The sequence below is a fragment of the Nocardioides sp. genome, assembly GCF_024509035.1.
Classification (GTDB): domain Bacteria; phylum Actinomycetota; class Actinomycetes; order Propionibacteriales; family Nocardioidaceae; genus Nocardioides.
Map to the genome: position 1 here is coordinate 833 of NZ_JANINT010000429.1, position 703 is coordinate 1,535.

1 protein-coding gene is annotated in these 703 nt (G+C 77.2%); it reads left to right on the forward strand.

Going from position 1 to position 703, the window contains the following annotated elements:
* Window positions 1–580 (forward strand): ATP-binding protein (locus Q0L15_RS23105; protein WP_296607202.1); only part of this gene is annotated, 580 nt, incomplete at its 5' end.
* Window positions 581–703: the final 123 nt, after the last annotated feature.

Here is a 703-nt window from a genome sequence, read left to right on the forward strand (position 1 = left end):
GGAGCTCGTCATCAACGCGGTCGAGCACGCGTACCCGACCCCGGGCCTGGCTGACACCGTCGACGTCGCCGTCCGCCTCGCCGCGGACGGCATGGTCGAGATCGAGGTGCGCGACGCGGGCGCCTGGCGCGAGCCCGTGCCCGGTCCCGGCGGTCGTGGGCTGGCGATGGCCCGGGGGTTCCTCGACGAGCTCCTGGTCGAGCACGACGCGTCCGGGACCCGTGCCCTCGGCCGGCACCGGGTGAGCCGGCCGGTCCCGCTGCTGCGCGGCACCCGCACCTCGTCGGGCCCGGTCCTCCGGCGTCGAGGGCGGATCGCGGTGGCGGACGGCGTGGTCCATGTCGCCGGTCCCGTCGAGCGGACGTCGGCGGAGGAGCTGCGCGCCGCCCTCGGCCAGGCGTCCTGGGGCGGGGTCCGGCCCGTCACCGTCGAGCTCGCCGAGGTCGAGATGCTCTGCAGCGCCGCCGTGCAGGCGCTGTACGACGCCCGCGCGGCCGGCCCGGTGCACCTGCTGGCTCCGCCCGGCTCACCGGCGCAGCACGTCCTGGACCAGGTCGGGCTGCCCTACGATCAGCCCTGAGGGCCGCCCCAGGGCTCGCGCAGGATCTCCTCCACGAGGTCGAACGCGTCGGCCGCCCCGATCCGGTCGTAGCCCGCCGGATAGCCCGCGACGAGCATCCCGGCGGCCAGCGCCCGGTCGGCG